This window comes from Paenibacillus vulneris (genome assembly GCF_039543185.1).
Taxonomy (GTDB): domain Bacteria; phylum Bacillota; class Bacilli; order Paenibacillales; family NBRC-103111; genus Paenibacillus_S; species Paenibacillus_S vulneris.
Genome location: NZ_BAABJG010000003.1, coordinates 290,788 through 314,187, shown reverse-complemented (window position 1 = coordinate 314,187; position 23,400 = coordinate 290,788). Strand labels below are relative to the sequence as shown.

General features: G+C 47.9%; 26 protein-coding genes and 1 pseudogene. 3 read left to right on the top strand and 24 right to left on the bottom strand.

Annotation, left to right across the window (positions count from 1 at the left end):
- Positions 1 to 2 precede the first annotated feature (2 nt).
- From ABEA66_RS02825 to ABEA66_RS02755, 15 genes are all read right to left on the bottom strand, one after another.
- Positions 3 to 833 (bottom strand): carbohydrate ABC transporter permease, encoded by an 831-nt coding sequence (locus ABEA66_RS02825; RefSeq protein ID WP_345585852.1) that lies wholly within the window; start codon positions 831 to 833, stop codon positions 3 to 5.
- A 21-nt stretch (positions 834 to 854) separates the two neighbouring features.
- Complete coding sequence (locus tag ABEA66_RS02820) at positions 855 to 1,799, bottom strand: carbohydrate ABC transporter permease (protein ID WP_345585850.1); 945 nt, start codon at positions 1,797 to 1,799, stop codon at positions 855 to 857.
- 316 nt (positions 1,800 to 2,115) lie between these two features.
- Positions 2,116 to 3,375 (bottom strand): tyrosine--tRNA ligase, encoded by a 1,260-nt coding sequence (gene tyrS, locus ABEA66_RS02815; RefSeq protein WP_345585848.1) that lies wholly within the window; start codon positions 3,373 to 3,375, stop codon positions 2,116 to 2,118.
- A 159-nt stretch (positions 3,376 to 3,534) separates the two neighbouring features.
- On the bottom strand, positions 3,535 to 3,720 hold the full coding sequence (locus tag ABEA66_RS02810; protein WP_345585846.1) for a hypothetical protein: 186 nt from the start codon (positions 3,718 to 3,720) through the stop codon (positions 3,535 to 3,537).
- A 14-nt stretch (positions 3,721 to 3,734) separates the two neighbouring features.
- The gene (locus tag ABEA66_RS02805) at positions 3,735 to 4,322 is read right to left on the bottom strand and encodes a P-loop NTPase family protein (protein WP_345585844.1); all 588 of its coding nucleotides are present in this window, start codon (positions 4,320 to 4,322) and stop codon (positions 3,735 to 3,737) included.
- 9 nt (positions 4,323 to 4,331) lie between these two features.
- Entirely contained in the window at positions 4,332 to 5,795 is a 1,464-nt protein-coding gene (locus tag ABEA66_RS02800) for a serine hydrolase domain-containing protein (RefSeq protein WP_345585842.1), read from the bottom strand.
- A gap of 46 nt (positions 5,796 to 5,841) precedes the next feature.
- Positions 5,842 to 6,951: a HAMP domain-containing sensor histidine kinase gene (locus ABEA66_RS02795; RefSeq protein ID WP_345585840.1), complete on the bottom strand. Its 1,110-nt coding sequence runs from the start codon at positions 6,949 to 6,951 to the stop codon at positions 5,842 to 5,844.
- Positions 6,936 to 7,610: a response regulator transcription factor gene (locus ABEA66_RS02790; protein WP_345585838.1), complete on the bottom strand. Its 675-nt coding sequence runs from the start codon at positions 7,608 to 7,610 to the stop codon at positions 6,936 to 6,938. The genes ABEA66_RS02795 and ABEA66_RS02790 overlap by 16 nt, the downstream gene beginning before the upstream one ends.
- A 376-nt stretch (positions 7,611 to 7,986) precedes the next feature.
- Complete coding sequence (gene ant(6), locus ABEA66_RS02785; RefSeq protein WP_345585836.1) at positions 7,987 to 8,841, bottom strand: aminoglycoside 6-adenylyltransferase; 855 nt, start codon at positions 8,839 to 8,841, stop codon at positions 7,987 to 7,989.
- Between the two features lie 169 nt (positions 8,842 to 9,010).
- The gene (locus ABEA66_RS02780; RefSeq protein WP_377768411.1) at positions 9,011 to 9,187 is read right to left on the bottom strand and encodes an ATP-binding protein; all 177 of its coding nucleotides are present in this window, start codon (positions 9,185 to 9,187) and stop codon (positions 9,011 to 9,013) included.
- A gap of 15 nt (positions 9,188 to 9,202) precedes the next feature.
- Complete coding sequence (locus tag ABEA66_RS02775; RefSeq protein WP_345586324.1) at positions 9,203 to 9,691, bottom strand: NUDIX hydrolase; 489 nt, start codon at positions 9,689 to 9,691, stop codon at positions 9,203 to 9,205.
- Between the two features lie 118 nt (positions 9,692 to 9,809).
- Complete coding sequence (locus tag ABEA66_RS02770; RefSeq protein ID WP_345585834.1) at positions 9,810 to 10,778, bottom strand: proline dehydrogenase family protein; 969 nt, start codon at positions 10,776 to 10,778, stop codon at positions 9,810 to 9,812.
- 82 nt (positions 10,779 to 10,860) lie between these two features.
- Positions 10,861 to 11,667, bottom strand: coding sequence for a helix-turn-helix domain-containing protein (locus tag ABEA66_RS02765; RefSeq protein WP_345585832.1), 807 nt, complete (start codon positions 11,665 to 11,667; stop codon positions 10,861 to 10,863).
- A 293-nt stretch (positions 11,668 to 11,960) separates the two neighbouring features.
- Entirely contained in the window at positions 11,961 to 13,058 is a 1,098-nt protein-coding gene (locus tag ABEA66_RS02760) for a sensor histidine kinase (protein WP_345585830.1), read from the bottom strand.
- Positions 13,055 to 13,750 carry a response regulator transcription factor gene (locus ABEA66_RS02755; protein WP_345585828.1) on the bottom strand — a complete coding sequence of 232 codons (696 nt, stop codon included), beginning with the start codon at positions 13,748 to 13,750 and terminating at the stop codon, positions 13,055 to 13,057. Before ABEA66_RS02755 ends, ABEA66_RS02760 begins: the two co-directional genes overlap by 4 nt.
- A gap of 262 nt (positions 13,751 to 14,012) precedes the next feature.
- Between ABEA66_RS02755 and ABEA66_RS02750 the strand changes: the two genes are divergently transcribed.
- Both ABEA66_RS02750 and ABEA66_RS02745 read left to right on the top strand, forming a co-directional pair.
- Positions 14,013 to 14,693 carry a DUF2306 domain-containing protein gene (locus tag ABEA66_RS02750; RefSeq protein WP_345585826.1) on the top strand — a complete coding sequence of 227 codons (681 nt, stop codon included), beginning with the start codon at positions 14,013 to 14,015 and terminating at the stop codon, positions 14,691 to 14,693.
- The gene (locus tag ABEA66_RS02745; protein WP_345585824.1) at positions 14,665 to 15,693 is read left to right on the top strand and encodes a DJ-1/PfpI family protein; all 1,029 of its coding nucleotides are present in this window, start codon (positions 14,665 to 14,667) and stop codon (positions 15,691 to 15,693) included. The genes ABEA66_RS02750 and ABEA66_RS02745 overlap by 29 nt, the downstream gene beginning before the upstream one ends.
- 98 nt (positions 15,694 to 15,791) lie before the next feature.
- On the opposite strand, the gene ABEA66_RS36295 is transcribed toward ABEA66_RS02745, so the two are convergent.
- The 3 genes from ABEA66_RS36295 to ABEA66_RS02735 form a co-directional block, all read right to left on the bottom strand.
- A complete protein-coding gene (locus ABEA66_RS36295; protein ID WP_425571472.1) occupies positions 15,792 to 16,073 on the bottom strand; it encodes a DUF7674 family protein in 282 nt (93 codons plus the stop codon).
- Between the two features lie 15 nt (positions 16,074 to 16,088).
- On the bottom strand, positions 16,089 to 16,529 hold the full coding sequence (locus ABEA66_RS02740) for a VOC family protein (RefSeq protein ID WP_345585822.1): 441 nt from the start codon (positions 16,527 to 16,529) through the stop codon (positions 16,089 to 16,091).
- Positions 16,530 to 16,820: 291 nt separating this feature from the next.
- A complete protein-coding gene (locus ABEA66_RS02735) occupies positions 16,821 to 17,180 on the bottom strand; it encodes an MmcQ/YjbR family DNA-binding protein (RefSeq protein ID WP_079912782.1) in 360 nt (119 codons plus the stop codon).
- Between the two features lie 950 nt (positions 17,181 to 18,130).
- Here ABEA66_RS02735 and ABEA66_RS02730 point away from each other — a divergent pair.
- Complete coding sequence (locus tag ABEA66_RS02730; RefSeq protein ID WP_345586352.1) at positions 18,131 to 18,283, top strand: hypothetical protein; 153 nt, start codon at positions 18,131 to 18,133, stop codon at positions 18,281 to 18,283.
- 21 nt (positions 18,284 to 18,304) lie between these two features.
- On the opposite strand, the pseudogene ABEA66_RS36290 reads toward ABEA66_RS02730, so the two are convergent.
- The 6 genes and pseudogenes from ABEA66_RS36290 to ABEA66_RS02705 all read right to left on the bottom strand — a co-directional run.
- Positions 18,305 to 18,445, bottom strand: a pseudogene (locus tag ABEA66_RS36290) (hypothetical protein); the annotation flags it as partial.
- A 121-nt stretch (positions 18,446 to 18,566) separates the two neighbouring features.
- Positions 18,567 to 19,106 carry an HAD family hydrolase gene (locus ABEA66_RS02725; protein ID WP_345585819.1) on the bottom strand — a complete coding sequence of 180 codons (540 nt, stop codon included), beginning with the start codon at positions 19,104 to 19,106 and terminating at the stop codon, positions 18,567 to 18,569.
- Between the two features lie 4 nt (positions 19,107 to 19,110).
- Positions 19,111 to 20,139, bottom strand: coding sequence for an ABC transporter ATP-binding protein (locus tag ABEA66_RS02720; protein ID WP_345585817.1), 1,029 nt, complete (start codon positions 20,137 to 20,139; stop codon positions 19,111 to 19,113).
- Positions 20,114 to 21,175, bottom strand: a complete 1,062-nt coding sequence (locus ABEA66_RS02715) for an ABC transporter ATP-binding protein (protein WP_345585815.1) — start codon at positions 21,173 to 21,175, stop codon at positions 20,114 to 20,116. Before ABEA66_RS02715 ends, ABEA66_RS02720 begins: the two co-directional genes overlap by 26 nt.
- A gap of 19 nt (positions 21,176 to 21,194) precedes the next feature.
- Positions 21,195 to 22,340 (bottom strand): ABC transporter permease, encoded by a 1,146-nt coding sequence (locus ABEA66_RS02710; RefSeq protein WP_345585813.1) that lies wholly within the window; start codon positions 22,338 to 22,340, stop codon positions 21,195 to 21,197.
- A gap of 3 nt (positions 22,341 to 22,343) precedes the next feature.
- The gene (locus ABEA66_RS02705; RefSeq protein ID WP_079912788.1) at positions 22,344 to 23,342 is read right to left on the bottom strand and encodes an ABC transporter permease; all 999 of its coding nucleotides are present in this window, start codon (positions 23,340 to 23,342) and stop codon (positions 22,344 to 22,346) included.
- Positions 23,343 to 23,400 lie beyond the last annotated feature (58 nt).

Here is a 23,400-nt window from a genome sequence, read left to right as displayed (position 1 = left end):
TACTATCCTTTGACTCCGCCCACAGCAATTCCCTCGATAACCTGCTTTTGCCCGAAGATAAAGATGATCAAGAGCGGCACAATCGCCGATACCGTACCTGCCATAATGAGAGAGTACAGATCCCCGTTCAGCGTGGCGAAGGAGCGTATTCCAACCTGAATCGTGAACAATTCCTTTGTTTTCAAAAAGATCAGCGGATTTTGATAATCATTCCACGTCCATATAAAGCGCAGAATCGCATAAGTGGCGATGGCCGGGCGAACGAGCGGCGTACATACGGAGAAGAAGATACGGAAATGTCCTGCGCCGTCGATTTTAGCCGATTCGATGAATTCATCGTGAACCCCCAGATAAAACTGGCGAAGCATGAACGTTCCGAGCACGCTGAATGATCCGAGCAAAATGAGGCCCAAATGCGTATCATACAGGTTCAACGAACGCAGCAGCAGAAATTGCGGTACCAGGATCGCCTGATTCGGGATCATATAGATAGCCAGCACGATAAGGAACAGGACATGCCTGCCGCGAAATTTGATTTTGCTGAATGCATAAGCGGCCATGGACGATAACAGAACGGATATAGCTGTAGTTGTTACAGTAACCTTTATCGAGTTCCAATAATACAAAGGGAAGTTCGTTGTTGTCCATACGGTCGTATAATTTTCTATTGCATTCCAGTGCCGGGGGATCCACTCGATCGGGAACGTAAATACATCCAGCTCCGGCTTCATGGAAGAAGAGATCATCCAGAGAAAGGGTGACATGAACATCAATCCTAAGGCAAACATGAGCACCGTATAAATCGCTTTTTTAACCGTATTCCATTTATCCATTGCGTTTCCGTCCTTTTTCTATTAGTAATTGACCCATCTCCGCTGGCCGATCCACTGTATCCATGTCACCACGAGGACAAAAAACAGGAGAACAATAGCCATTGCGGATGCGTAACCGGACTGCAGGTTGATGAAGGCTGCCTCGTACAAGCGATATACGACCACGGTAGTGGAATTCGCAGGTCCGCCATTCGTCAGCACAGCAATAATATCGAAAACTTTGAACGACCCGATAATGCCGGTTACCAGCAGGAAAAACGTCGTTGGCGACAGCAGCGGGACTGTAATGCGGTAAAATTGCTTCCATTTGGAGGCGCCGTCGATATCGGCAGCTTCATACAAATCCTTCGGAATTGATTGCAAGCCCGCCAGGAAAATAATCATGTTATAGCCGATATTGACCCATACCATCAGCCCCATAACGCAGTACAGCGCAACGTCGGGATCAGCGATCCACTTGGGAGGATTGGCCACACCGAAGGACATTAACATTTGGTTGATCGGACCGTAGCTTGGATGGAACAGCACCTGGAATACGATGGCAACGGCTACGATACTGGAAATGTATGGAATGAAATAAATGATTTTGAACAAATCCTTGAAAAATACCTTCTTATCAATAATAACGGCGAGCAATAACGAGCAGATGAGCGTCACCGGCACGACAATGATGAGAATCAGATTGTTCTCAAGCGACATGATGAACACACTGTCCTTGAACAGCTTGATAAAATTATCGAAACCGACAAGCTTCATTTTGGAGAAGCCCGCAACGAAATTCCAGTTCGTGAAGCTGAGAAAAAACGAGGCAATAATCGGAAACAGTGTCAATGTGAAAAGCCCGATGAGCATCGGACTGACAAAAGCGACCCCCGCCAAATCCTCCCGCCACTGCGTCGAACGTTTCCTCCTGCTATGGCCGACCGGCGGACTCGAGGCGTATTGCGTATGTGTTTCGGTAGACATGAATTTCACCCCATGTAGTATTTTTCTATAGTCTACCTTGCGGGGACAGGGACCGTAAGCAACAAAATTAACTTGTTGAAGCAAAGATTTAACCACTCTGTCCAGATAGCTGAGGTAATTAAACCACACATTGGCTCCAATAAAAAAACCACAGCGCGACCGTTAGTCGCGTTGTGGCAGTGCCGGTAAGTCAAGTTTCCCGTTAGATATACATTGATTTACTATACTTCATGTATCATATTCTTCATCTGCCAAATGGATAGTGACTTCTATCCGGTTCGGGTTGTGTCTTTTCCCGCCTTATCGTCTTCATTTTCTATCCAACCACAATTTTAACGAATTTCCTTTTACCTGCCCGAATGATGTCGCCGCTATGAATCTCCACTTGTTCATTAGGTTCAAGCAGCTTAATCCCATTTATTTTTACAGCCCCCTGAACAACATTACGTCTTGCCTCACTGTTTGAGGAAGCAAGTCCGAGCGTAACAAGCAGCTTGGTAATTGAAATATTACCATCCTGGAGTTGATCTTTTCTCAAATACAATTCATCTATATTTTCAGGAATGGAACGCTTTTGAAATACCGTGATAAAATGCTGCTCCGCTTCGTCGGCTTCTTGGTCGCCGTGATACAAACGAACATATTCTCTAGCCAGTCGAACTTTAGCATCGCGAGGATGTATCTCCCCGTCTTTCAACCCTTGCCGAAGCTTCAGAAGCTCCTCGTTTGTTATGCCTGTACTTAATTCAAAGTATTTAATCATGATATCGTCTGGGATCGACATGGTCTTACCAAACATCTCATTGGGCGATTCGTCTATTCCGATGTAGTTATTAAGACTTTTGCTCATTTTCTGGACTCCATCGATTCCTTCCAGTAAAGGCATCAAGATGGCCGCTTGGCTTTCTTTAAAACCAAAAGCTCCTTGTAGCGTTCTTCCCATTAAGATATTAAACGTTTGGTCCGTACCGCCAATCTCAATATCGCTTTCAAGCGACACCGAATCGCACCCTTGCATGAGTGGATAAAAGAACTCGTGGATATGAATGGGCTGGTTATTAGAGTATCGCTTTGCAAAGTCATCACGTTCCAGCATTCGTGCAACAGTAACTTTGGCAGCTACCTGCAGTACTTCTTGAAAATTCATTTTTCCGAGCCACGATGAGTTAAAATGAAATTTGGTCTTTAGCGGATCAAGTATTTTATAGACTTGCTTTTCATAGGTTGCTGCATTTCGTTTTACATCCTCCTCAGACAGTTGTTTTCTAGTCTCGGATTTCCCCGTAGGGTCCCCGATTCGTCCAGTAAAATCACCTATAATCAGTTGTACTTCATGCCCCAAATCCTGGAATTTCCTCAGTTTGTGCAGTACTACGGTATGGCCGATATGGATATCCGGTGCTGAAGGATCCAGCCCTAGCTTCACCTTAAGAGGCTTGCCTGTAAGGACTGAATTTGCAATTTTTTGTATCAGAGCATCCTCGGGTATGATTTCAACTGCTCCTCTTCGTATAATGCTCAGCTGTCGTTCGACCTCTTGTTTTTGTTCGTCAGAAAGATGATGGATTGTTTCCATCTATGTTCCTCCATTCCATGAATAAAATAAAAAGACAACCCTCAATATCCCGAAAAGGGACGAGAAGGCTGTCTCGCGGTACCACCCTAATTAAAGAAGCAGAATAAGCTTCTTTCACTTATTTAACGTAACGGCATCGACATGCCGAGAAAAGCTTACTCATGATTCCATCATTTTCACCATTCCAGCTCCGGATTGTAATTCAGAAAGATAACTGCACCGGTTCACACCATCCTCTGTAGACATTCGTTCATCTTTCTTACTTGGTGTTCGACCATCCATCATTGCTTTATCTGATATTCGATTTGTTACATTTAACCATATAGTGGTAATAATGTCAATCATTATATTGATCCTTCCTACTTTGAAAATAACTCTAAAACGTCCAAGTTATCATTTACAGTAATGATCTTGTCTTTGCAATCACATGTCTCGATAAAATGAGGCAGCTTCACTAGATTGTATTCTTTGTTCCACTCGATAAGGTTCAGCGTACCTTCGAGAGTCTCACGCTTTGTGCTCATAACAGCCCCTGAGGTACGTTCTTCATATCTCTTCCATATTCTTGCTTCTTGAACCGACAAAGGAGGCATAAGAACAACAATCTTATCCGCTGCAGAAAAGCTTGGAGCTACCCATGATCTATAGGCCCCTTCTATGATCCACGAGTCTTGGGCGACCATATCTCTTAGCTTTTGATCCCGCCCCTCTGCCGGAGCTTTTACCCCATATACCTCCGCTTCATTATCCCAATAGATTTCGTCCAATTCGTAATACGGTATCTGGAGTTTTTGACTCAGTAATTCCGATATGTAGGATTTGCCGCTTCCTGCACCGCCAATAATATGTATTTTTATGCCAATCCCCTCCTTTGTTGTGTGATGCAATTTTACCATAATTGGGTTATTGTGGGTGGTTTCACTCAATCCCACAAGCCCAAGCTTCATCGAGCATCCTTACCAACCGGTTCTCTTCTTGGCTTTGTAATACAATTTTAAACTGCCTATCATGCTCATTACATTGGCCAGGGATAGTACAATAAGCCATATTACCAGGGATGACATGGTGGTCCATAGTCCAAACCAGGGAACAACTCGCCCGGCACCGATCAATGTTGTCAATGGTGACAGAAACAAAAGAAGGAAGATCGGGAACAGTCTCCCGACGGATAAAAGAATCAGCCTTACGGTAGTGATGCCCTTTCGGCTCCTGCGGATACGGGATTGTCTATACACTGCCCACAGAATCGTCGCAATCACCAGAAAAATCATAAACGCCTCCATGGTCCCGCTGCTAAAAGGAGAGGCTTCCGCTTGTCTACCCTTTACTATCGCTGCGATGCCATCGATAAAAGCGTGATAATCGATAAAAGCGTTTAAGCCAGTGTCAAACATCATCATGATGCCCAGCTGCTCGTTCAAATATATGGCTTCTTCCGCTTTATAGGTCCAGAAAATTCCGCTATGGGAAATCGTCCTGGCCCCGTGTTCATCCGCTTCTGCAAGCCATCCCATTCCATAGGGGCCGATCTGTCCGGCTGCGTGGTATTGATTCAACAGCTCTGGGGAAAGAAGACGGCCGCTGTATTGAGCAAGCATCCATTTTGCCATATCTTCTGCAGTTGAAACCATACCGGCGGGGCCGTCAACAAACCATAAGGGCTCATCTTGGATTACAGGATAGCCGAATAAAAGATAATGTCCCCGAGGAATGGCGGGATTCTCATTGATTTGTTGTGTCGTGCTGACGTTGAAGGTATGGTTCATCCCCAGAGGTTCAAATAGATGTTTGTTCAAATAAGCGGAGAAACTCTGACCGCTCACTCTCTCCACCAGAAGAGCCAAATATTGATAATTAGGGTTGTGGTAGCTATAGGCTAATCCAGGAGAATGGGCAAGCTTAACTGTATTCAGCGATTGCTTAATGTCTTGCAGCGACCGATAGGGATGGACATTCGTCATGTCCGGATTCACTTTGTCATTCAGACCGCTTGTTTGATTAAGCAAATGACGCACCGTCATATCACGAACCTGTTCGTCACTTGGTGAAAGCTCGGGAAAGTACGAGATGAACGGTGCATCAAGATCGATAAGTCCTTTATCCGCCAGCTGCAGGACAGCCAATGCAGTAAAGGATTTACTCAATGAAGCAATGGGAAAAGGGGTATTGCCGTTGATCTCGCGGCCATCTGAAAATGTACCGTAACCTTGGGCATAGAACACCTCATCATTATTGGCTACGGCAAGAGCTGCACCCTGAATATGATTGGCTTTCATATTTTTTACGACGAAGTCGTTCATTTCTTGCTGTATTTCAGCTTTGTTTCGGATTTCCATTGCGGAGGCAGGCTTAGTCAGGAATGACAGCACCAGCAATAAACAACTCAAGCATAGACTTATTTTCTTGTACCTAATGGTCATAGTTACACTCCTTATCACGTGATAAGGAAATGGTAATTTATAATTTTCAACTATTTATCAATTCCGCAAAAAAACTTGCTCTTACGACCCCGCCGCCATGGGAGCCGTTTTCTATATGCAGACTTCCTCCGTGCTTTTCACACAGTACTTTACAAATATAAAGTCCCAGTCCATGATGATCATTCGCATCCCATACTTCACCGCGGTAAAAAGGGAGCATGGCCTTCTGAAGCGCTTCGTCAGAGAAGCCGGGGCCGTCATCCATAACAGTTATCGTAAAAAAGCCCTTGCAAAGGCTATAATGAATGCTCACCTTACGCGAAGCATAACGCGCTGCATTAACCACCAAATTCTCAAAAACCTGCATCACCAGATGGACATCCACAGCTATTTCGTTCGTATCCGCAGCCATAGAAGAGTCAAACATCTTATTGCATGGTTCGCTAATTTGTCTGGCGCTGCCACTCAGCAAGGATACCAAATGATCCATTTCAATCACACGGCTATGTACCGGCATATCCTCAAGCTTCTGAATGGAATTCATCGCCTCCGTGTAGCTTTCTAGACGCATAATATGGACTTTCATGGTTTGTAGCATGTCCAGAAGCTTGTCCTCGGGGATCTTATTTTGAGGCAGGTAGGTGGTCACGAATTCGGAATATCCTTTCAACACGGATAGGGGCGTCCTCAAGTCGTGGGCAAAAATAGCATTAAGCTGCTTTCGTTCCTCAACGGACCGCCAAAGCGTTTTGTAATTGGTCTCCAATTGTCCGCGCATGGTTTCAAATACACGGCATAACTCCCCCATCTCATCCTTACCGTCATAGGAAATATGAAACCCTAAATCATTGGCCGACATTTTCTCCGATGCGTTCATCAATAGCTCTAGCGGCCGTTTCAGTTTGAATCTATAAAAGAGGCTGGCCATTAGAACAATAGAGGCCGCAACAGTTAACAGCACTACCCCGACGAGGGATGGCAGTACCCAATCGTTCACGGCAGCATCATCGGCAAGCTGCAGACGTATGGCTTCCGCCCACTTAAACTCCAATACGATGACGGCCATATCGATAACAAGCATAAGCGTGCACAAAAGGATGAAGGATTGCAATAAGGTCATTCGCTTCAGCTGCAGCCAGCTCAGGATTTTCGCCATTTGTACCCTACTCCCCAGACGGTTTCTATCATGTTGTCGCAGCCATGCTCTTTCAATTTCATACGAATTCGCCTGATATGCTCGGCTATCACGGAGCTGTCGCCTTCGTCATTCAAACCCCATAGCTTTTCATAGATGCGTTCTTTATCGAACACCATACCGGGATAGGAAGACAGCAGCTCAATGATATCGAATTCCTTTTTGGCAAAAGGAATTTTTTGGCCATGAAGGTACAGGGCTCGTGCCGAATAATCGATGACCAGCTCTTCACTAAACCTTATCGACATTTTATTGTGACTTCGCCTTTCCCTGCGTAAGTGAGCTTCTACTCTCGCGCCAAGCTCCATAATGCTGAACGGCTTTAGAATATAATCGTCCCCTCCGGCCTGGAACCCTGCAATTTTATCCGCATCCTCCACTCGGGCCGTTAGAAATAAGATAGGACAGGATACAAAATGCCGGATTTTTCTGCACAATTCAAGACCGTCAAGCTCAGGCATATGGATATCGAGTAAAACAAGGTCCGGCTGATTTTCAATTTGCCGCAGCGCGTCATTGCCGTTCTTCGCCGTCATCACGAAATACCCGTTCATTTCAAAATAATCTTTCAGCAGCTTCCGAAGATCGGCCTCATCATCAATGATCAGAATCTTATTCATATCCCTTCCCTGCTTTCCCATTTCCAAATTATCTATAACCAGCATATCAAAAATCGTTGGGTATCCCAAGAGATGCTGCGGAAGCGCCGTGATCGCCAGAAAAAAACCGCCCGTTAAGAGGGCGGTTGCGTCTGTTGAAAAGCCTGAAAATCTGAAAAATTGCTTCGTTCCCCCGGTGGGGTATCCCCTTCCGGTCGCTGTTGTTCTCTGGAAACTTTCATTAATTTCGCTTTATATCGGGAATTTCCAGAGAACAAAGGCGAACGCTATCGCTCCTCCAGGGGACACCCCACCTACCACCTTTCGCATTTTCCTGTACGATAGGGTTTTTCAACAACCTGAACCGCCCGTTAAGAGGGCGGTCCATAAGCATTGCTCACGTCAATGTGGAATAAATGTTGTCCGTATACTTAGTAATAGCTTCATCGTAATCCGGATACTTATATCCGAGACTTTCCGATACTGCTTTGGAATATTTTCTGAATAACTCGTAACAAGTGAATAGTGACCTCCACATTTCTTGATACCCATTCCCGGAATAGGTTGACAGGAGGCTGTCCCAATCTTCCTTCGGAAGATACCGGTCTATAAATTTATAGTTCTTCCCCACGCTAAAAGTATAGCCATACTCCGATCCGATATGCCAAGCCATCATTCTCAACAAATTAGGCCGGGCAATCTCGTTCAAATGGTCAATGGCAAAAAGGATTTCCTTTCTCGCCAGCCCTTTTACTACGTAAGTGGATACCATCCAGAACTCATTGCAGCAGTCATCAAATTCCCTTGCTGTCGGCCTTTTAATCCAATATTGACGATCATCGGCGATTACTTCCTGCTGGATTCGATAATCCTTATCAAGCAAGACCTCAACCAAACCGTCGCTATTAGTCAAATAATCCTCCCATTCGTGGATTGGAATGAGGGTCAAGTCTACTTTATTCCCGTCTTCAAAATGAATTAAATAGGAAAACCAACTGCCCAGCTCTGATGGAAAAAGCTCCATATCCTCAGGCTTTTGCATCATGATACGATTCCCAAACCTATCGAGCCACCGATCATTCTCCTTGAAGGAATCCATCTCGGTTACAAAGTAAGAAATGTCATAATCCTGAAATGGATCAGGGGGAATATTTTTGTTGGTACGTGATCCTTCCAAAGTGACCAATCGAATTCTATCATCCTTCATAGCAAAATCCAAAAGCATTTTCATCATTTCCTGTTCACTTCTCATCTTGAATCAAGCCTCCCCTATTTTTAGGTTCAAAATGTAAAAATGCGGGACGGCGGTCCACGAATTCGAGTGACATCAGATGTTCTCCATGGGAAACGTTATAATTTATCCAGCAGCATTTTCATAAGTCATATCCTCCCTCTTTCTATCAAAAAATGAACCATCCAGCCTAGCACATCGGCAAGTAAATGGTAAACACCGAGCCCTTGCCTGCCACGCTTTGCACCTCAATCTTTCCCCCGTGTGCAAGGATGTTTTGCCGCGCGATCGCAAGCCCGAGACCGGTCCCGCCGCTGGGACGAGGTCTGGAAACTTGCCTGAGCTGTATCCCTAATGCAGCCCTCATCATCTTGACTCAATGCTAATTGGGCAGGACATTCATACGGTGTTTCAAATAGAATTTGATAGCCGCACAATCGATGTTAATAAACTGAAGCGGATCGTTGTAGATCCGCTCGGCCAGTTCCTCTACTGTGATCCATCTCGCTTTTTGCGCGTGGTCGCCTTCTTCGAGCAGTTCGCCCTCAGCCTTACAGATGAAGTAATAACCAACCGAATCGATTCCTCCTTTAATCGTTTGATACGCAGTAAATGGCTTAACACATTCCACCACAATATCAGGATTGATTCCGTCCGTATCGATTCGCGTATCTTCCCCTTCAATCCAAGTGACATCCAAACCGGTTTCTTCTTTCACTTCCCGGCGTAATGCAGTTAACAATGGCTCAAACTTTTCCACCCTGCCTCCCGGCAGCTCCAGCTGTTTCGGTTCATTCGGCTTATTTCGTGTCTGGATTAGAACTTCGGTTTTTCCATCGCGTTCACGCTCGACTATGGCACGGGTGTTCACATAAAACAACAATATTCACTCCTTTTCTCGAGAAAAAACAGTTGGTTTTTCTGATATTTTCCTACGTAATCTAATAGTAAATAAATTCCAAACGAAAATATAGACTTTTTCTCACGTTTTACTCATAATCCTTCGCAGAATCTATTTCGCCGGAACCCGTAATATCTAGAATCGCCTGAAACAGATTGGGAGGATATTCGGCAATCCGATGACATAGGTACAAATACCACTCATGACCATAGGTCAAATAAATACGCACAGGATAGCCTGCCTGTTTCAGTTGGCTGCTCAAATCCGGCCGAATGCCGTATAGCATCTCGAACTCAACCCCCGGCTCATGAAGCCATTCCCGCAGCATGATCTCCTTTATGACAGCCTCGTCATGGGTGGCAATCGACACGCGGTGGCCTTGGCGTACAGCCTGCTCTACAAGCAGCAAATATCGCTCGTTGAGAGCGGACGAACGCGGGATCGAGAGCTGTTCCGGCTCCTGGTACGCCCCCTTCACGATACGGACCCGGCCAGGGATAGACTGCAGCCCGATCAAGTCCTGAGGCGTCCGGTTCAATTGCGCCTGAAGCGTGATGCCGATATTGCCATGAACGGCCGCCGCCTTTTCATAAATCTGCAGGATCGAATCGGTCTTGCCCGATTCCTCCATGCTTATAAACAGTTCGATGCCGGCCTGTTGAGCTTGTGAGGCTAATGTCACCAGCTGCTTATACGCTAGCTTGCTGTCTATAGACAAGCCAATGTGGGAAAGATCGAACGATACACGAGCCGGCAGCTTCCGCTCCTCCAATGATTGAATGAGCCGCGACAGCTCGAGTGCTGCCGCTTCGCAGGCTTGAACATCTGCTGTATTTTCACCGATATATTCGAGCGAGACGGCATATCCTTTTTCCATCAGCCGTTGTCCGGCCTCCAGCCCCTCCTCCCGCTTCTCCCCAGCTACATACTTTGCTGCCGCACGCTGCAGCAGCCGGTAAATAGCCGGCGTTTTCTCGACGTAAGACTTCAAATCGTGTCGGCGGGCAATGGATTTCATCGCTTCGGCAAACTGTTGTTCCAAATTCGTCGTTGTCATTCACTAGACACTCCCTCGTCTTGTTATACAGAAATAGTGTACAGACAAGACAGAAGGACGGATTGTAAAAAATTGCGCTGATCTAGGACGATACCGCATAGGCTTGGGGTGTCGTACCTACGATTTTGGCAAAAGCCTTTCCAAAATGGCTCTGGTCATAAAAGCCGGTATCCGCGGCAATATCGGCAATGGGCCGTCCATGTTTCAATTCCCGCTTGGCGTGATTGATACGCAGCAGATTTTGGTATGCATGCGGTGGCAGGTGAGTACTTTTCTTAAACAAGCGAATAAGATGATACCGGCTGACCCCGGCTGCGCGTTCCAGCATTTCAAGCGTAATTTTATCCGTATAATGCGCTTGAATATATTCCTTGGCCCGGTTGACGTATTTCTGCTCCAGCATGCCGCAGGATTCGTGTGTCAGATCGGAAGCGTGCTTGTCTAATAATGCGCACACCAGCTCGATTAACGCCGCTTCGATCTCGAGCGGAGAAGCCCTTCGGCTCATTGCCTCCACCACGTGATTAAGCAGCTTGCTGCAAATTTCATTCTTCCCGGCTTCTAGCAGGAACGGGAACTGAAGAAGATCCGCGTCAGGCAGCTCCAGAGCAGCGAACCATTCCGGTTTTATAAACAGCATCTTGTATTTCCATGTCGTATCATCCGCCGGATGGCAGGCGTGCAGCATGTGGGGCGGAAAGCTGATCATTCTCCCTGTCTCTACAAGCCGCAAGACGCCGTCACACCATGCCTGCGTTTCTCCTTCATCAATGAGACCGATGGAATACTCCTCGTGAAAATGCTTCTGATACGCCAGATCGCTCCTGCGGCATTGCTTCGCTTCCACAAAAGGCAGCGCCTCATCCCGGTAAAAAATCACATCCGTCATATACAACCTCCGAATTGAAATGACCCTTAAAGCGGGGCTCTTGGCTCATGCATCTTTTATCCTAATATACTATCATAATGGCTGCTTCCATTGAGATTCCTATCAAAAGATATCAAGTTATGTTCGCCGGGCGATCTCAAAAGAAAGAGTTCATAGTCCGGTGTGACTGATGTATTTTTTATACCGATCGTAAACTGTGTTGCGCTTCTTAAACTCCATACACCTTGAAATTCATAGCAGGACGCTCCATATGAAATACCCAAATTGTACCGTCACTTAACAATCATGCAAATTCACGCTGTGTGCAAGCTATCCCGCTGTGCGGGAATCCATCCTGTAACCACCGCTCCCCCTTGCGGATGGTTACCAGCCGTCAAATCCCCGCCATGAGCACTGAAGATGCGCTTCGCGATCGTTAATCCGAGACCGGTCCCGCCGGATTCCCGGTTTCGTGACAACTCGCCTCGGTACAAGGGATCGAATACACGACCTAGATCGGCTTCCGGAATCCCGGGACCCGAATCCCGGATGGTTATCGTGGCTCTATCCCGATCATAAGAGCATCCCACATAGATGACACCATGGTTTGGCGTATGCCTGACCGCATTATCCAGCAGGTTGTTGAAGGCCCGTTCCAGGAGATAAGCATCCCCAATAAAGCTTCCTTGTCCTGAGCCGGCAGGCGGATGGTCCAATTGAATGGAAATCCTTTTGGACTCGGATAAATGACACAAGGTATCAACCGATTTCCGCAGAATATCGATAATCTCGATTGGTTCTTCCTGTTGTACGGTTTCCATGTACTCCGTTTTGGCAAAAGCGAGAAGATCGGAGACCAGGCGATCCAGCTGATTGGATTTCTCCTTACATACCTTCACATAATGGTTCATTTGCTCCGGGCTCGAGGCGATGTTCAGCTCCAATCCGTCCAAATACCCTTTGAGGGCGAACAGCGGTGTTCGCAAGTCATGTGCAATAGCGCCGATGAAAAACCGCCTTTCCTCCTCAAGAGCTGTTTGCCGTTGAACGGATTCACGCAGCCCGGCCACCATGATGTCAAAGCCTTGGCGGACTTCAGTAATCTCACGAACTCCCGAAGGCGGCAGCGTGATATCCAAATCTCCCTCCGCAATTTGCCTTGCCGCCCTTCCCATCGATTCCAACGGTTTAATAATCCAGCGGCGAAATCCGTAGCCGAACACTAAAGCCGCAAGCAGCAAGCCGACGGACGACGCCGTCCAAATCCCGACCCGGCTTGGTCCCCTATCTGCCGCACCGATTTGTATCGACCTGGTTTCGGCGAAATAAACGATAACGTAAGTAAGCCAGGCAAGGGTTAAGATGATAAACAACGAAAAGAACAACACCGTACGAACCTTGAACGCCTTCATAGCGGATTCCCCTCAAACCGGTAGCCGATTCCCCACACATTCGTGACATACTGCGGTTGGTTGGGCTCAGCCTCAATTTTTTCACGTAATCTTGCCATAAGCACCCGGACGGTATGTTTATCCCCTATCCCGTCCCAAAACCGGTCCAATAGCTGTTCGTAAGTAAACACTTGTCTAGGATGCTCGGCAAACAAACGGAATACTTCATATTCTTTGGGGGTGAGAGATACCTTGTCTCCGCTCACGTAAACCTCCCGGGTAGTCAAATTCAGCTGAAGCTTGCCGTAATTAATAATCTTCTCGGCGGCGGCCTGCCCGGAATTGCCCGCCCGGCGCAAAACCGCCTTGACTCGCGCAATCACTTCGACGGGAGAGGCCGTCTTCACAATGTAGTCGTCGCCGCCGATACCGAGCCCCCGGATCTTATGGATATCGTCGTCACGTGCGCTTAGAAACAGGATCGGTACATTGCTGGTTTCGCGGATTTTCCTGCATAGTTCGAAGCCATCCTGCCCAGGCATCATGACGTCCACGATCAGGCAATCTGCCGGATGGCGATGGAATAAGACCAGCGCGGTATCCGCATCCTTTGCTGTCATAACGTGAAACCCGTCGTTTATCAAAAAGTCCCTCATAAGCTCCACGATACGGATGTCATCGTCAACGACCATAATGGTTTTCTGCTGATTCATAGAAATCACAACCTTTTCGGTTTTCGGCATAATGCAGCTTTTTCACATTGACAGTATATCACTTTCCCCTGCGGCAGCCCATGTGATGATTCGTTCGAGACCGGTTTGTGATGGTTTTGTGATGGTTTTAGCCCGTGTCTTGCAACAGGTTTGGGTTATGCTTACAGACATCAGCAAATCCAGCATACAAAGGGGACGATTCATGTGACACATGGGAAGATGACTTGTCATAGCCGCTTGCCGCAGAGGGGACTGAAGTTGAATGAATAGCAAAAGCATTTATCGAGTTATGATCGCGATGGCCGTCGCATCGATCCTCTGGGCCATCTTGAATCGATTTGTATGGGATCCTGGTGCAGCGGAATTCCTTTCACACAAGAGCGGTCTCAAGCGCACCGTTCCTATGCCGGCGTGGCTCACGGTATTGGATGTCCACATCCTGTTCGCTTCCGCTGCCTTATTGGCAGGCGCCCTTAATTTCTCCAATCGGCTGCTTCGTCATTACCGAAAGGTACATCGATGGACCGGATACATGTATTTGTTCAGCGTGCTTGCCGTCTTGCTGACCTCCGGCTATATGGCACCTTATTCTACAGGCGGGAAAACCGTCAGTGTCATGTTCAATCTGTGGAACATAGCTTGGTTTGCCGTCACTCTGATGGCTTTTGTCTCCATTAAACGAAAAAGGATAGCCGAGCATCGCAATTGGATGATACGAAGCTACGCCTTTTGCTTTACGAACCTCTCCATCCACCTGTGCCTGATCGTATTTTCCGATTGGCTTGGTTGGGGCTACGAGAAAGCCTATACATGCAGTGTCTTGGCGAGCATCCTGCTTTTGCTGGCAGCAGCAGAAGCTGTGATTAGAATCAACGGGAAGAATTTCATTACAATCACCAAGGGAGAGAATACGAATGCCGAATATCCAAATCGTCTTGTTTGACGGCTTTGATCTCATGGATGCCATCGGTCCATATGAAGTGTTCATGGCTGCAGGCATGCTTAGCGGGAGTCATTTGAATGTGAACTTCGTCAGCGCAGAAGGCGCCAGAATCGTCCCAAGCGGCATGAAGGGCCCCGGACTGCCGGCTAGTGGGTTCATTGATCCGAATTGCGCCGGTATCCTGTTGGTTCCAGGCGCCATGGGCAAGGTTGGACCGGAGGATGCGGGTCCGGATGCGGTTGTGACGCAGCTGCTTCAGGCCAAGGAGAGCGGGCTCATGCCGCTGCTTAGGCAAGCGATGAACAATGAGAGCATGACCGTCTCTACCGTATGCGGGGGAGCTATGCTGCTCGCTATGGATGGACTGTTAGAGGGGCGTTACGCTGTTACCCATGTTCTGGGGATGGAAGCGTTCGGTGCGATGGGGGCCAAGCCTGTACCTGCCCGGGTCGTCGTCGACGGGCGGCTCGTCACTGGCGGAGGGGTTACATCGGGCCTTGATGTGGCTTTGTATTTGGTGGAGCGCGAATGGGGCCCGCGTGTCGCTCACGCGGTAGAGAAGCTGTTCGAATACGAACGCAGAGGGACGGTTTGGACCGAAGCAGGGCTGGAGCCGATGAACTTCATGAAATCAAGCGATTCAGGAGAAGAAAAGTCCCCCTCCGTGAGGTTAAATACAGCGGAGAGCCTCTCCGATGATACCGTTACCGGAACATGGGATTTGACCATCTCCACCCCTGTCGGCAAATTTCCGATCGTCATGACACTCACCGAGGTTAATGGAGCAGTTCAAGGCACGTTTCAACAAGGGGATGAACTAACGGAGCTGACAGACCTGCGCATTCAGAACAGCCATATGACATGGTCCCTTAGCATAAAAAAACCGATGCGCCTTCATTTGAAATTTGACGTTACCGTAGAGGGGGACCAACTGTCCGGGCTGTCCAAAGCCGGCATGCTGCCCTCTTCGAAGGTTCTGGGGGTTCGGAGGACATATTGAAAAGAACAGGAGCAGCTGCCTCGGGCACTCTGCTCTTTGTTTGTACTTGATTGCTTATCATTTTTGTGGTTCCATACCGGGTGGTTCATTCTAATGCATCACTCAGCTTTATATTCAATGCTTGTTCCATTTACCCTGTTAAACTCTTCAACTAATTCTTGATAAGCTTTATCGTCCTTCATTCTCCACTTAAAGAGGCTTTTCACTTTTGAAAAGATCTCCGGCGTTATCCAATAAGGAATTGCTTGACAGGTAAGTTTATCATCTACAAGATGCTCATAAAAGGATACGCCAGCCGCATTCCATAAATGTTTGGCCCGCTGACTGGAATACCACCCGGCATACTCATATATTTTCTTCAGCTGTTCTTCATCACCAATACGTTAGCATCACTTTTAGGTGCCATACGTGTTTAGCTCTATTTTCCGTCCATCCGGGTCGTAAAATGCTATTTCCCTGCCGCATCCGCCGCGATCGTTAATTCCATCCGAAGCTATCTCTACGCCGAGTTCTTTCATTCGCCTATAAATGTCTTCTATTTCTGAGTTTTTGACCCTAAAGAGGAGAACCGCGTGATTATATCCATCTTTGTTATTAAAGCTCAATGATAATTGATCTTCCGACTGAATAAAAAACAGCGTTAAGCCAGTTGCGGTATGAAGTACGACTAAATCCGTATTGGGTTGGAGGGGGGAATGCTTCGAGGCATTAGGGTCGAATCCGAAAACGTCAACGTACCATTTTGCAGTAAGGTATGGATTTTTTGCCGTAAGATACAGTGTCATTAAATCCATAATGAAAGGCTGGGTTCTTTTTTCAACGGTTTGTTCACTCACTTTGATTCTCCTCTCGGTTTTTGAATCGACTCATCTATCACTATTCGAGAGGTATCCAATATTTTCCTTTAATAAATCATGTTACGTTTTTTAATATCAGTATCATTGAGCTTCAGCCTTTATTTGGGCCTTCAAACAATCAAATGATGGACTAGGGATTTCTTACTAATCCCAATGGCAATACCTACGTTCCCATTTACCATAATAGGATTCGCTTGGATTAGGTCAAGCATAAAAGAAAAAAGGGAGCTTTGCTTGAAGCAAGCCCCTCCTCTATGGTTTCAATTATAACTACATTCCGATAAGTCCTTGCCGTTCCGAGTTCGGAAGCTTGGCGACGACGAGCTGGTAAGATTCCCTAAGCATCGTTACAATGACATCATCAGGAACCGAGCCGTCCAGGATGACCGTATTCCAATGCTTCTTGTTCATGTGGTATCCGGGAATGACTGACCCGGGATAGCTTTCGCGCTGCAGCCAAGCTTCCTCTGGTGACGTCTTCAGGTTAACGCTCTCCTTGCCCTGTTGATTGCCAAGCAGAGCGAACATTTTGTTACGAACATACAGAACCGGCATATGCGGATCGAAGGGATACCGCAGGCTTGTACCGTAGTAGCTGAGTCCTATCTCAATGATTTGTTCATGATTCATGGGCACGTTCCACCTCATTCGTCCATCTTTGCAGGAATCCGGGAATCCCTTTTTCCTTCCTATATGGAATATTACCAAAATCAACTTCCTAACGCACGCAGGGAACGTCTCCTTTTCAGGGGCTCACCTGAATGCGGATGGATGGTGGACTCCAACTTTTTTTCATCGATCAAATACTTTCGCAAATGACGGATATCAGGGCTAATAATTTTTTTGTTTATTGTGGCTATTTGTAAGTTTTAGGTGTCTAATCCTATGTGAAAACAAAGGAGGTTCACATGTGTCTGGGCCCAATGACAATTTCGATCAAATCTATGAGCAATATTACAAAAAAATCGTAAGGTATCTTTCTCTGAAGGTTGATATCCAGACAGCCGAGGACGTCTCTCAGTTAACGTTTGTTAAGGCAATGGAAAATTGGCAAACTTTTCGGGGAGATTCGTCAGTTTCGCCTATGATTAAGCAAGGGGAACTCCCCACATTTTAGAGTTAGAAACCGATTCATGGGATTTTGAAAAAATGAAGGGATTCCAGTTCTCCTACCTTCTGTGTGAGTTTATCCTGCAAAAATACGGATTAGAAGTTCTTAATAAGATTATTAGAACGCCAGACGACTTCGAAGGTGTCTTCTCTTGCTCTTCCCTGGAACTTCATAACCAATGGAAAACAAATATAAAAACCCAGTTGAATCTTTAATTGTTCGATTCTAAATTTTCTTTCCGCTTTGTCCATGCAGTTTCACCTTATTGGCATTATTAGCTTTCGTCTAACTATTCGGGATGTTGAACACTCCTACCTTTAGATGTCCGTTGTTGGCCAGCTGCCGTCATGTTGTATAAAAGTAGCGTACCCATTTGAATTCCTGTAAAACGAAAAACGAGCGCCTCAGTACGATGGGTTACGCACGAGGTCAAAAGCCTCAAAAAGCCCATCCAGGAGGTCGCTCTATCATGAAGTTTAAGGCACAGGAGAAGCAAAATCAACTCATAGAAAACATTACCGTTCATCATCTGGCTGTTGGCGTAGATATCGCACAAGAAATCCATGTACCCCACGCCGTCAGTGAACCCGATCATGCACGGTACGCGGCGTTCGCGGTATAATGCAAGAAGCTCCTCCGCCTCTTCCATCGTGCGGGTAAACGGCTTTTCCGACAGGGTCGGATTTCCCGCTTCGATGCATTTTTTTAAGATTTTCGTACTTCCGATACCGTTTATGCTCCGGCAGTCCGAGCTCCTCTCCTTTGCTCTACACCTCCGATTCATTCACGTCACAGATAGCGGCAATAATCGTCCCCTCCGGGCTTAGCAAATTCCGATTGTGACCGTTGGCCATTCTCCCCAAGTACCCGCTCTCCGAGGTTTATTGCTTAATGCTCTCCCTCCCTTACTCCGCTTCCACATATTCCTCATTTAATCGTTCGACAAGATCGATCAATTCCATCGGCATATGGATCGTGTAATCAGGCCGCTCACTCTCATCGGCAGGCTGCTTGGGATATCTCGGCGTCCAATCCAGGAACACGCTCGTGAACCCCATTTGGTTGGCGCCCTTGATGTCACGGCTAAGGTTGTTCCCCACCATGACGATCCGTGACCGGTCCCTCTCCTGCAAATCAAGTGCCCCCATGGCAGCCTTGAACATTCTCGGGCTCGGTTTGGAGGCTTTAATCGTTTCCGAATAAATCATCGCTGTGAACTCGTCATAAATCCCGTTCTGGATGAACATGTTCTTAAACGATTGGGCCAGCCCGTCCGCCACCAGGGCCAAGGTATATCCGCGTTCGGCAAGCGTTCTGACCATGAGATCCGCCCCCGGGATTACGTTCGCCCGGATCACGACGTCATGTTCGTCCCGGATTTCCGTGCCCTCATCAATGATCGTGTCTCCGCTGTCGAGAAATACAATGATTTTTTTAGGCTCCATGCTTCTAATCCACCTTCTCGTAAGTATTTACGCCTTTCAATGCAAGTTCTCCCGCATAATGGCAGGACACGAAGTGCTGATCCGCAATCTCGAGTACGACCGGTTCGTCGGTGACGCATTTCTCCGTTTTGTAGGGACATCTCGGGTGAAAATGGCAGCCGCTCGGCGGTTTGGCGGGGTTCGGCACTTCTCCCTCCAGAATAATCCGTTCCTTGCGGATGTTCGGATCCGGTAGAGGAACAGCGGATAGTAAAGCTTCCGTATACGGATGCCCCGGACTTGCAAAAATCGAATTGGCCGGTGCCAGCTCGACGATTTTTCCCAGATGCATCACGGCGACGCGGTCCGAAATATGTTCGACGACACTGAGGTCGTGGGAAATAAAGATGTAAGTAATTTTGTATTGCTCCTGCAAGTCCTTAAGCAGGTTAATGATTTGCGCTTGGATGGACACGTCGAGTGCCGATACCGCTTCATCGCAAACGACCAACCTAGGCCGGCTGGCGAGTGCCCGGGCAATGGCGATCCTCTGCCGCTGTCCTCCGGAGAACGCATGGGGATAACGTTCCAGATAGCTGACGTTTAAGCCTGTTTTTTCAGCAATTTCCGCAACCCGTTCCCTTACCTCCGCCTTGCTCAGTTTCCCGTCGGCCGTTAAGGGCTCGCTGATAATATTAAAAACGCTCATTCTCGGACTTAATGAGGAGTACGGATCCTGAAAAATCATCTGAATGTCCTTGCGGTAGTTATTATATTCCTCGCCCTTCAGCTTAAGGAAGTCCCGCTTCGTTCCTTGCTCGGGATAATAGATCACCTCGCCGGACGTCGCATCGATGCCGCGGACGATACATCGGCCCAGCGTCGTTTTGCCGCAGCCGGATTCACCGACGATGCTGAACGTCTCGCCTTCCCGAAGCTCAAAAGAAATATCCGACACGACGCGTACGGGGGCATGCTTGCGAAAGCCGAACAAGCTCTTTTTCCCTTCAAAATGCTTCGTAAGCCGGTTAACCTGCAGTATCGTCTTGGGCATAGCGTACCTCCCCCCCTTGCTCGTTATATAGGAAACAACGGACGGTATGATCGGCATCGATTTGGGTTAACGGTACAGCCTTCTTGTCGCATAAACCGGGTATCCGGTCCTTGCACCGGTCATAAAATCCGCACATCTGCGGCATATTCAGGGCAAGTGGCACCGTGCCTTCTATCGACTCCAGTCGCTTATTTTTGCGTCCAAGCTTCGGCATGGAATGCAGCAGTCCTTTGGTATACGGATGCTTCGGATTATTGAAAATTTCCTTCACTGGGGCCTGCTCCACTATTTTGCCTAAATACATGACCGCCACCTCGTCACACATCTCTGCGATGATCCCGAGATCATGGGTAACGAGCAGTATCGCCATGCCGAACTCCTTCTGCAGCTCCTTCATTAATTCGAGCACTTGGGCTTGAATCGTAACGTCAAGGGCCGTCGTCGGTTCGTCGGCGATGAGCAGCTCCGGATTGCAGGACAGCGACATCGCAATCATCGCCCGCTGCCGCATACCACCTGAGAATTCATGAGGAAACTGTTCGAATCGCTTCTCCTCGTCGGATATGCCTACCTTGCGCAGCATCTCCAGGGCAATCTGCTTGGCCTCACGCTTATTCTTCGTGCGGTGCGTCAGAATGGCCTCCATAATCTGATTGCCGATGGTGTACATCGGAGAGAAGGCCGTCATCGGCTCCTGAAAAATCATAGAAATCCGCTTGCCGCGTATCGCTCGAATTTGCCGTCCCTTCGGATCCATCTGCAGCAGATCGGCCGGCTTCGTCGAAGGGGCCACACCCCCGTGGAACACAATGCTGCCGGAAGTTTCACACTCCTTCGGATTGATAGCAATAATCGCCCTGCTGGTCAAACTCTTGCCGCAGCCCGACTCTCCGACCAAGCCTAACGTTTTCCCCTTCTTGATTTCAAAGTCCACACCGTCAACAGCAGCCAGTGTGCCGGCATCCATACGGATGTGAATCTTCAGATCTTGAACGGTGAGCAGAGGCGACCCGGGGTCCGTCTGATGTGCCGTCATAGGTTTTCCCTCACTTCCATTATTTCTTATAAGGATCGGCGGCATCGCGCAAGCCGTCGCCCACGAAATTGTAGGCAAGCACCGTAAGGATGACCGTGCCCAGCGGGATCAGCTTCCAAGGGTATAAGGCGACATTCTCAATTTGCTGTGCCTCCTGCAGCAGCACGCCCCAGCTTGTGGCCGGCGAACGGATGCCGAGACCCAGAAAGCTCATCGCGGTTTCGCCCAGAATCATGGACGGGATCGCTAACGTAGCGGCTACGACCAGGTAACTGATGAAGCCCGGTACCAGGTGCACCCGGATAATTTTCATATTGCGTACCCCGGAGATTTTGGCCGCCATAACGTAATCTTCATTCTTTAAGGAAATGAATTTGCTTCGTACAACCCGGGCGAGACCCGTCCAGTCAATAAATGCGAGGATGATCGTGATATAAAAATACATTTGAACGACCGGGATTCTAGGCGGAATGGCGGCAGAGAGCGCCATCCAGAGCGGAAGCGTCGGAAAGGAGCGGATGATTTCGATTAGTCTCTGGATAATGGAGTCGAGCAGGCCGCCGAAGTATCCGGATATGCCGCCGATCACAATGCCCAGGATGAAGCTGATGGTTACGCCAACCAGCGGAATGCTTAATGAAATTTGGCTGCCGAGCACAATTCTGGAGAACAGGTCACGTCCCATGCCGTCCGTGCCGAACAGGAACAGCTTTCCGGGTGGATCCACCCCGAACAGATGTTTATTCGTGGGAATGACCCCCCACAGCTTGTAGCTCTCTCCCTCTACGAACAACTTGACGGGGTATTTGACTTGCGTATCGTCCACATATATTTTGCGGAGGGTGACCGGATCCCTGCTCGATTTAAGCCCGTACACAAACGGCTGCAGATGAAACTTCCCTTCCGCATCAATCCACCTTACCGCCATAGGTGCCGTATTAATATACTGGCTGTCATAGCTCAGGAGCCCCTGCGGGGCGATAAATGGGGCGAATAGGGCAACGACATATAATACCAGCAGGAAGACCAAGCTCACGCGAGCCAGCTTATGCTTCTTGAATTTCTTGTACATTAAGCGCCACTGCGAGCTGTAATATTCCTCGGTCGCAGCCTTCGCCTTGCGTCTGCCGAAAAGCGGGGTCGGATGTTTGAGTATCGTTTTCATTCGCTACGCACCTCGATATTCCGTCCGGATTTTCGGATCAAGCCAAGCAAGCAGAATATCCGAAATCAATGTTCCGAACACGGTCAAAATGGCCATGAAAAACAACCATGTCCCTGCCAAATACATGTCTTGTGCAAGCAATGCGTTATACATAACGGGTCCTTGCAGCGGAAGGTTCAGTACAATCGCCGTGATGGTGGATCCGGTAAAGATATGGGTCAATGACCAGCCGATGGTGCTGATAATGGGATTGATCGCAGCACGGGTCGGATATTTCAGTATAATCTTCATCTCCGGCAAGCCTTTGGCTCGGGCCGTTACCACGTTGGGCTTATTGATCTCCTCCAGCATCTGTCCTCTCATGACACGCATAAGCTCGGCGGTACTTGCCATGCCGATGACGATGATCGGGATGACCATATGCTTGAGCAGGTCGAGCACCTTCGCAACCGACCAGGCGCTGTTGGCATGTTCTTCTGAGAAGAGTCCGAGCATCGGATCGCCTAGATACACATAGGAGAGGTACATCAAAATAACCGCCAGCAAGAAGTGGGGCGTTGCCATTCCGAGAAACCCAATGGCCGTGAAGATGTAATCTCCTACGGTGTATTGCTTAATAGCACTGTAAATGCCTACAGGGATTGCAATTAGATAAGTGAAGGCCATGGTAACCAAGGAAACGATCAATGTCAGGGGCAAATATTGTCCGATGACCGCCGTCACCGGCTTGTTGAAATTGTAGGAGTACCCGAAGTCAAAGTGCAGAATAATATTTTTGGCCCAGTAAAAGTATTGAATAAACCAGGGCTGGTCCAGACCATATTGCGCTCTCATTCGCGCCATATCCTCCGTTGTCATGACATCTCCTGCCGCTGCCATTTTGGCGGCATAAGTCGAGACGAAGTCGCCCGGAGGAAGCTGTATGATGTAAAAAACGATCACGGAGATCACAAATACGACAGGAATCATGAGCAGGCATCTTCGTACGATATATCGCAGCATCCGTTCTCCCTCTTTTCTTAGAAAAGGGGGAAGTCACTCCCCCTCTTGGGTCACTGAC